This is a genomic window from Nonomuraea sp. NPDC059194 (genome assembly GCF_042754765.1).
Classification (GTDB): Bacteria; Actinomycetota; Actinomycetes; order Streptosporangiales; family Streptosporangiaceae; genus Nonomuraea.
This window is the reverse complement of sequence record NZ_JBHZBH010000019.1, coordinates 156136-164404: the sequence shown is the minus strand read 5'-3', so window position 1 is coordinate 164404 and position 8269 is coordinate 156136. Positions and strand designations below refer to the sequence as shown.

General features: G+C 70.6%; 7 protein-coding genes. 3 read left to right on the top strand and 4 right to left on the bottom strand.

The genetic code is table 11. The features are described from left to right. Window positions 1–83: 83 nt before the first annotated feature. Entirely contained in the window at window positions 84–578 is a 495-nt protein-coding gene (locus tag ACFXJ8_RS23635) for an AAA family ATPase (protein ID WP_379646096.1), read from the bottom strand. A 178-nt stretch (window positions 579–756) separates the two neighbouring features. Here ACFXJ8_RS23635 and ACFXJ8_RS23630 point away from each other — a divergent pair, with 178 nt between their 5' ends. Both ACFXJ8_RS23630 and ACFXJ8_RS23625 read left to right on the top strand, forming a co-directional pair. Beyond that, entirely contained in the window at window positions 757–1614 is an 858-nt protein-coding gene (locus ACFXJ8_RS23630) for a phosphotransferase (RefSeq protein WP_379646095.1), read from the top strand. 65 nt (window positions 1615–1679) lie between these two features. Beyond that, window positions 1680–1964 (top strand): zf-TFIIB domain-containing protein, encoded by a 285-nt coding sequence (locus ACFXJ8_RS23625; RefSeq protein WP_379646094.1) that lies wholly within the window; start codon window positions 1680–1682, stop codon window positions 1962–1964. A gap of 244 nt (window positions 1965–2208) precedes the next feature. On the opposite strand, the gene ACFXJ8_RS23620 is transcribed toward ACFXJ8_RS23625, so the two are convergent. Then, window positions 2209–3135 (bottom strand): hypothetical protein, encoded by a 927-nt coding sequence (locus ACFXJ8_RS23620; RefSeq protein WP_379646093.1) that lies wholly within the window; start codon window positions 3133–3135, stop codon window positions 2209–2211. A gap of 37 nt (window positions 3136–3172) precedes the next feature. Then, complete coding sequence (locus ACFXJ8_RS23615) at window positions 3173–4744, bottom strand: ABC-F family ATP-binding cassette domain-containing protein (RefSeq protein WP_379646092.1); 1572 nt, start codon at window positions 4742–4744, stop codon at window positions 3173–3175. 304 nt (window positions 4745–5048) lie between these two features. Between ACFXJ8_RS23615 and ACFXJ8_RS23610 the strand changes: the two genes are divergently transcribed. Further along, a complete protein-coding gene (locus ACFXJ8_RS23610) occupies window positions 5049–6815 on the top strand; it encodes an AMP-dependent synthetase/ligase (protein WP_379646091.1) in 1767 nt (588 codons plus the stop codon). On the opposite strand, the gene ACFXJ8_RS23605 is transcribed toward ACFXJ8_RS23610, so the two are convergent. Beyond that, window positions 6812–8215, bottom strand: coding sequence for a bifunctional phosphatase PAP2/diacylglycerol kinase family protein (locus ACFXJ8_RS23605; protein WP_379646090.1), 1404 nt, complete (start codon window positions 8213–8215; stop codon window positions 6812–6814). The genes ACFXJ8_RS23610 and ACFXJ8_RS23605 overlap by 4 nt on opposite strands. Between the last annotated feature and the right edge of the window lie 54 nt (window positions 8216–8269).

The window sequence follows — 8269 nt, the reverse complement described above, 5'->3', positions numbered from 1 at the left end:
GCTTGAGAAGGTTCCCCCGGACAGCCGACGATCAACGCCGGCTGGGTGGGACTGGTGAACTCTATGTACGACTCCGCCACCCGTCAAATCAACGCACCGCCGTACCGGAGAAAACGGTCATCAGGGGGATCGAACAGGGCGAGTTCTTCGGCATCCGGCGCCTGAAACAGCGTCGCGTAGTGCGCCATCAACTCGCGCGTGATGGGAATGCCGGTGCGCGCCTCCACCCGGCGGCACAGCTCCTCGAAGGGGACGTCCAGGTAGTGGAGTTCCACACCCACGCCGAGCTCCCGGGCGGCCTGGCGCTTGTCGTCCCGCTCGGAACGTCCCCAGAAGCCGTACTCGAGGATCACGCTCCCGCCGAGGGACAGCAGCTCGCGCGCGTGCCGCCAGAGCTGGCGTTCGAGCAGGTCACGGGTCGTCTCGTCGAAGAGGTCGAGGCCGAGCGCCGCCAGCCACTCGTCGGGACACAGCCGGACGGCGGGCAGGTCGGCCGCCAGCCGCCTGGCGAGCGTGGTCTTCCCTGCGCCGGGCAGGCCGCACAGCAGGATCAGCCGCGGGGGATTCGGCAGGTGCATGCGTGCCACCTCTTCCTTACTTCTCGACAGGTGAGTCTCCCCGACGGGTGAGCATCCGGGCGAAAAGCGTGGGCGAGTGTGCCCGGAATGCGAGGAAAGCCCGCGAGACCGAGGGCGAGCATCGCAGGAATCCAGATGAACAGGCCATCCCATTCGCGGTGACTCGTAGGCTTTGCGGGTGGATCTCGAGGATGAGCTGTCGCGCATGGCCGGCGAGTACGGCGGGGCGGGCGCGCCGACCCGGCATCAGACCAGGAGCGACGTCGTCGTCGTCCGACGTGGCGAGGTCGTGGTCAAGGCGCATTCGGCCAGGGACGAGCAGGCTCCCCTGCGGCTGAGGCTCAAGGCGTCCGCGTCGGCCGCGATGACGGGGGTGCTGCTGCCTCCCCTGCATCCCGAGGTGCAAACGGTATGCGGAAGATCGGTGACCGTATGGCCTGCCGGGACACCGGTCGCGCCCGATGACCCCGACGGTGCTCCGTGGGAGGAGGGGGCGCGGCTGCTGGCGCGGCTGCATGCCGTACCGCAGACCGCGGTGCCGCCGCTGCCGGAGGCGGGCGGGCCCGAGCGGATGGCGCGCGCGGTCATGAGCATGCCGGGAGACGGAGCGGCCCAGCGGCTGGTACGGCAGGCGTTCGCCGCCCTGCCCGAGCCCGAGCCGGTTCCCCGCCTGCTCACCCACGGCGACTGGCATCTCGGGCAGCTCGTCCAGCGCTCCGATCGGTGGCTGCTGATCGACGTGGACGACCTCGGGATCGGTGACCCCGCATGGGATCTGGCCAGGCCCGCGGCGTGGTTCGCCGCGGGCCTTCTCGATCCGCAGATCTGGGGCCGCTTTCTCAACGCTTACCTGGCGTCAGGTGGTCCCGCGCTCGACCCTCAGGACCCGTGGGCCCGGCTGGACATTCCGGCCAGAGCGGTCACCGTGCAGATCGCCGCGGTGGCCGTCGGCCATGCGCACAGGGAAAACCGGGAACTGGACGAGGTGGAGCAATCGTTGATCCAGTCGTGCGGCAGGATTGTCGGCCTCAAGTAAGGCTGACATAGTGGCGCACGCAAGACAGAGTTTCATCCCGCCAAAGGGCAAGGAGATCGAACCAGATGCAGTGCCCCAAGTGCCGCGGCAATATGCGGACCTATGAGCGCAACGGGGTCCACATCGAGCAGTGTGAGAACTGCCGAGGGATCTTCCTCGACTACGGCGAGCTGGAGACGCTGACTCGCATGGAGTCCCAGTACCACACCCCGCCCGCCGCGCCTCCGCCTCCGGCGGCTCCCGCTCACGGGGCCCCGGCGTGGGGCGCCCCCGCCCCGCACTACGGTGGCGGGCACTACGGCCACCGGCGCAGGCACGACAGCTTCCTCGGGATGCTGTTCTCCTCCTGACCCCGATGAGAAAGGGCCGCGACCTCGTTCCAACGAGGGCCGCGGCCCTTTCCCGTCTCCGAAGACCGGCGGGGCCGGAGCCCGCTCCCGTTACCGATGACCGACGGGGCAGGACCACGCTCCCGTCCCCCATGGCCGACCGGGCTCGGCTCGGCTCCCATCTCGGAAGACCGGCCGCGCTTGACCCGGCTCCCCCCTTCTATGACCGACAGGGCAGAGCCCAGGGTGCGGGCGAAGGGCGGGTTCAGGAGGGGAAGGACCCGGGGTCGACGTCGGTGGTGGGCGCGTTTCCCCCGGTGACCGAGTGCAGGGTGACCCGCCAGTCGTGCCACTTGATCTGCGTCGCCGTGTACGTCGTCCGGAACCGCACCGGCTTCTCGAACCGCTCGAAACTGCACGACCGGGTGAACGCCCTGCCGTCCCAGTCCGCCCCGTGGGTGAAGAAGATCTCGTACGTCCCGTCGCGGACCCCGGTGACCTTGAACGTCGATTTCCTGCGCACGAAGACGCTGAACGCCTTGCCCTTGCCCCGCAGCACGGTCACCACCGCGTCCCTCGACCCGCCGTTGTCGATCAGCAGGGAACTGCGCCCGTTGAGCCGCTCCGAACGCAGGAACCGGCCGTTGGCCGGCCGCCTGGTCTGCTTCCTGGCCGCTTTCACCGCCACCACGTCCGCCGGGTAGTCGCCGAGCGCCTTCAGCGAGGTGCCCGCCTGGTCCAGCGCCTGCAGCTTGTCCGCGACGGCGCTGAAGACTCCGCCTGCCGTACAGATGCCCCTGTCGTCCACTTTGCCGAGCGCCACTCCTATCGCGGCGGTGAAGTCGCGCAGGCTCGCCACGTACGCCTCGTGCTGCACGCGCGCCTCCACGGGGGGCGCGAGGGCGGACAAGGCGTCGGCGGCGGCGCGGAGGGTCTCGTCGGCACGTTCCATCCGCTCGTCGAGCGTCTTGATCGTGCGGGCGGACGACACCGAGGCGAGCGCCTTGCGGACGTTCGCGCGCTGCTCGCCGAGCGCGTCACGGTAGGCGTCGGCGGTAAGAGCGGGCGCCGTGCCCGCCGACACCGCGGCTGCCGGGGAGGTCTCCGCCGGGCCCCCGACGGTGGCGGTGCACGCGGTCAGGGTGAGCGTCGCCAGACCGAGCACGCAGGAGATCAACCGGGGGGCAACCATCTGCCACACTATTGCCCGGCTGATCCCCTGGCGTCAATCAGGATTCGGTCAGACCGCTGTCCCGATTCTGCCGGAGCCATCGGGTGATCCCGAGCCCCTGCAGGAACGGCAGATCGTGGCTGGCCACGATCAGCGCGCCCCGGTAGGCGGCCAGCGCCTCCGACAGCCGTCTGACGCTGGACAGGTCGAGGTTGTTGGTCGGCTCGTCCAGCAGCAGCAGTTGCGGGGGCGGCTCGGCCGACAGCAGCGCCGCCAGCGTCGCCCTGAAGCGTTCGCCGCCCGACAGCGTGCCCACCGGCTGCTCGGCTCGCGCGCCTCTGAACAGGAAGCGCGCCAGGCGGGCGCGCACCTCGTTGACCGAGGCGCCGGGCGCGTGCGCCCGGACGTTGTCGATCACGTTGAGGCTCTCGTCCAGGACGTCCAGCCGCTGCGGCAGGTAGCCGACGGGGACCGGCGCCCCCGCCGCCATGATGGCTTTGAGCAGGGTGGTCTTGCCCGACCCGTTGGGGCCGAGCAGCGCGATCCGTTCCGGTCCCCGCACCTCCAGGCGTTCCAGCGACCCTTCGGTACGGCATGACGTGTCGAAGGACAGGACGACCCGCCCGGCCGGGACCTCGGTGCCCGGCAGCGAGATGCGGATCTCGGCGTCGTCGCGCACGGCCTGCGACGCCTCGTTCAGCCGCTCACGCGCCTCCTCCAGTTTCTCGATGTGCATGTTGCGGTGTTTGCCCGCCGCCACCTGTGCCTCGCGCTTGCGCGCCTGCATGACGATCTTCGGTTCGCGCTTGTTGGCGTACATCTTGTCGCCGTAGCGGACCCTCCGGTCGAGCTTGATCCTGGCCTCGACGAGCTCGCGCCGCTGCTTGCGCACGTCGGACTCGGCCACCCTGACCATGCGCTCGGCGGTCTCCTGCTCGGCGGCGAGGATCCGCTCGTAGTCGGTCAGGTTGCCGCCGAAGAACCGGACGGCGCCCTCGCGCAGCTCGGCGATCTGATCGACCAGGTCGAGCAGCGCCCGGTCGTGGCTGACGACGATCAGCACCCCCGGCCACGCGGAGACGGCGGCGTAGAGCCGCCGCCTGGCCTCGAGGTCGAGGTTGTTGGTGGGTTCGTCGAGCAGCAGCACGTCGGGCCGGTGCAGGAACTGGGCGGCCAGCCCCACCATGACGCTCTCGCCGCCGGACAGCGTCGCGACCGTGCGGTCGAGGCCGACGTGGTCGAGGCCGAGCGTGGACAGCTGGGCGCTCGCCCGTTCCTCCACGTCCCAGTCGTCGCCGACGGCGGTGAAGTGCTCCTCTCGTACGTCGCCCGACTCGATCGCGTGCAGCGCGGCCCTGGTCTCACTGATGCCGAGCAGGTCGGAGACCGTGAGCTCGGCGCGAAGCGGCAGGTTCTGCGGCAGGTAGCCGACCTGTCCTGCCACGCCGACCGAGCCGGATCCGGGGCGCAGCTCCCCTGCGATGATCTTGAGCAGGGTTGACTTGCCGGAACCGTTCGCGCCGATCAGGCCGGTGCGCCCGGCGGGGAAGGCGGCGTCGAGGCGGTCGAGCACCGGGGTGCCGTCTGGCCAGCCGTACGAGACATGGTCGATCACTACGGAAAATGACATGAGGATGCTCCCGTCAGAAATGTCGAAATTTCATGACTTGGCGGGAACCACCGCGAAGACGCCCGAGGTCCAGGTGCGCACGTGCCCCCGACAGGGCGAGACGGCGCGGTGCCCGCGACCTCAGAACCTCACGTCAACAGCCTCCACGGCTCGGTAATGCGACCCCGAGACCATAGCCGACCAAAAGATCACGCGCAAGGGCTGCGCAGGGCCGCGAGCAGACCATCGACTGACATGCCCTGCTCGGCCTAGAGTGCGCACCAAGTCGTCCCCTCCCCGCAGTCGTCCCCCACGGAGGTCAGGAATGTCGAGCATTCCCGCTCTGCTGCGCGATCGGATCAAGGCCACCCCCGACGCCGAGGCCTATCGTCATCCGGCGGGCGCCGGATGGGAATCGCTGACCTGGGCCCAGGTGGGCGAGCGGGTCCGGCCGCTGGCGCTGGGCCTGGCCGAACTCGGCGCCGGCGCCGATTCCAGGGTGTCCATCCTCTGCTCGACCAGGCTGGAGTGGGTGATCACCGACCTGGCCGTGCTGTCCACGGGCTCGGCCACCACGACGATCTACCCCTCGAACACCGCCGCCGAGTGCGCGTACGTCATCAACGACTCCGGCAGCACGCTGGTCATCGCGGAGAACGACGACCAGGTCGCCAAGCTGGCCTCGGTGCGCGATGACCTGCCCGGCATCCGCCACGTCGTCGTCATCGACGGCACGGCGAGCGAGGACGGCTGGGTGATCCCCCTCGACCAGGTCGGCGCCGAGGGCGACTACGACGCCATGATCGACGCGATCTCGGCGGACGACCTGGCCACGCTCATCTACACCTCGGGCACCACCGGCAGGCCCAAGGGCGTGGAGCTGACCCACGACAACTGGCTGTACGCGGCGGAGGCCGTCCGCAAGATCGACCTGATCGGCCCCGACGACCTGCACTTCCTCTGGCTGCCGCTGTCGCACTCGTTCGGCAAGCTCCTCGAGGTCGTGATGATCGACATCGGGGTGCCGACGGCGATCGACGGCCGTCTCGACAAGATCGCCGAGAACCTGGGCGAGCTGAAGCCGACGTTCATGGCCGCCGCACCGCGCATCTTCGAGAAGATCCACAACACGGTCGTCGCGACGGTCAGGCGCGAGGGCGGCGCGAAGCTGCGGATCTTCGAGTGGGCCAAGAAGACGGGCATCAGGGTCAGCAGGGCCCGCCAGCGCGGCGCGGCGCTCCCGCTGACCACGCGTCTGGAGTACGCGCTGGCCGACCGCCTGGTGTTCGCCAAGCTGCGCGACCGCTTCGGCGGGCGCATCCGCTACTTCGTCTCGGGCGCCGCTCCCCTCTCCCAGGACATCGGCGAGTTCTTCGACGGCGCGGGGCTGACGATCCTGGAGGGGTACGGCCTGACCGAGTCGTCGGCGGGCAGCTTCCTGACCAGGCCGGGCGGTGTCAGCATCGGGACGGTCGGGCCACCGCTGCCCGGCACCGAGGTCCGCATCGCCGAAGACGGCGAGATCCTCATCGGCGGGCGCGGCATCATGCGCGGCTACCACGGGCTGTCACAGGAGACGGCCGAGACGCTCGAGGACGGCTGGCTGCACACCGGCGACATCGGCGAGCTCGACGAGGCCGGCCGGCTGCGCATCACCGACAGGAAGAAGGAGCTGATCAAGACCTCGGGCGGCAAGTACGTGGCGCCCACCCACCTGGAGGGGCGGATCAAGGCGGCGTGCCCGTACCTGTCGCACGTGTTCGTGCACGGCGACCGGCGCAACTTCTGCACGGCGCTGGTGACGCTCGACATGGACGTCGTACGGCCGTGGGCGGCGGCCGAGGGGCTGCCCGACGATCCCGGCAAGCTGCGCGAGCACCCGCGGATGCGCGAGGAGGTCGCCAAGGCGATCAAGCAGGTCAACGACGGGCTGGCCAGCTACGAGACGGTCAAGGAGTTCGCGATCCTGGCGAACGACTTCACGGTGGAGACCGGGGAGCTGACGCCCAGCCTGAAGATCAAGCGCAAGGTGGTCGAGGAGCACTACGGGCAGACGCTGGACGCCTTCTACAAGGACGCCAACCTCACCTAGCGGAAGACGTGGAGTGAGCGCGGGCGTTTGACGAAGGTCAGGGGCCCGCGGGCGGTGACCGTCTCGCCGTCGCGGGCCAGCCGTACCTCTCCTGAAGGCGTCTCGACGCGCACCGTGTCGGCGGTCCACTGCCGGTAGTGGCGCGACAGCCGCAGCCGTCCGCCGATCACGCTCCCGAACGCGCGCAGGCGGGGCAGCCGCCGGGCGGCGGTCAGCAGCCGGATGTCGAGCACGCCGTCCTCCAGCCTGGCCCGCCGTCCGGGGGCGGGGCCGCGCGAGCCGTGCCGGCAGTTGCCCACGAACAGCATCCAGGCCCGGTACGGCACGCCGTCCACGACCACGTCGACGGGCGCCGCGTCGCGGCCGAGCACCTCGGCCAGGCCCCACAGCAGGGCGGGCCACGTGCCGATCCGCTTCTGCCTGGCCTCTCTCCGGTCGGCGAGCGACGGGTAGAGGCCGAGCCCGGCGTTGCCGACGAAGACCCTGCCCGCGACCTCGCCCACGTCGACGGCCGCCAGGTCGCCCGCCTGGTAGGCGGCGACGGCCTCGGGCGCGTCGGCGATGCCGAGTTCGGCGGCGAAGTGGCCGGGCGTGGCCGTGGGGACGACCAGGAGCGGCCTGCCGAGGTCGAGGGCGGCCTGGGCGCCGCGGCTGACGGCCGCGTCGCCGCCCGCGACGGCCAGCGCCTTGCCACCGGCCCGGTCGATGGCGTCGAGCGGGACGAACTCGGCCCGGGGGAAGGCCTTGCGCAGCGTCTGCGCCACCTCGTCCGCCGCGGATTCGACGGCCACGGCGAGCCCTTCGCCCGACGGGTCGACCTCGAAGGCGGGCGCGGTGGCCGAGGCGCGGGCCCGTCCCGCCTCGCTCGCCTCGGGCCAGATGCGGCGGGTGACGAGCCCGGCGGCGACGCCGATGGCCATGCCCGCCAGCACGTCGCCCGGGTAGTGCACGCCGGTGTAGACGCGAGAGAAGCACACCGCCGCCGCCAGCGCGCTCACGGGGACGGCGACGGCGATCGGGGCTTCGAGCGCGACGGCGGTGGCGAAGGCGGCAGCCGAGGCGGAGTGACCCGAGGGGAACGACGCCGACAGCGGCGTCTTGAGCAGTCTGGCCAGCGGCAGCTCGTCGGACACCGGGCGTTTGCGGCCGAAGGCCTGCTTTCCCGCCAGGTTGACCAGGGGGCTGGCCAAGCTGACCGCGAGCAGGCCCCTGGTGGCGGCTCTGCGCAGGCGGCTCCTGCCGCTCAGCGCGAATGTTCCCGCGACTCCCGCCCACAGCAACGCGTTGTCGGCCGCTCTGGACAGCGGCGGCAGGACGCGTTCCAAGCCTGGCAGCCTGGCCTGCGCGACGGCGGCGTACAGGTGTTTGTCGAGGCGGTGCAGCCGTGATCGGAGTCGCATGAGTAACTAGTGCCCACCTTCGCGGGCTTTCAGCGTCACCCGGTGTCACCGCCG

Excerpts from the sequence above, each read along its gene's own strand:
- ACFXJ8_RS23635 (WP_379646096.1), bottom strand. The coding sequence starts at position 578 with ATGCACCTGCCGAATCCCCCGCGGCTGATCCTGCTGTGCGGCCTGCCC.
- ACFXJ8_RS23605 (WP_379646090.1), bottom strand. The coding sequence starts at position 8,215 with ATGCGACTCCGATCACGGCTGCACCGCCTCGACAAACACCTGTACGCC.
- ACFXJ8_RS23625 (WP_379646094.1), top strand. The coding sequence starts at position 1,680 with ATGCAGTGCCCCAAGTGCCGCGGCAATATGCGGACCTATGAGCGCAAC.
- ACFXJ8_RS23615 (WP_379646092.1), bottom strand. The coding sequence starts at position 4,744 with ATGTCATTTTCCGTAGTGATCGACCATGTCTCGTACGGCTGGCCAGAC.
- ACFXJ8_RS23620 (WP_379646093.1), bottom strand. The coding sequence starts at position 3,135 with ATGGTTGCCCCCCGGTTGATCTCCTGCGTGCTCGGTCTGGCGACGCTC.
- ACFXJ8_RS23610 (WP_379646091.1), top strand. The coding sequence starts at position 5,049 with ATGTCGAGCATTCCCGCTCTGCTGCGCGATCGGATCAAGGCCACCCCC.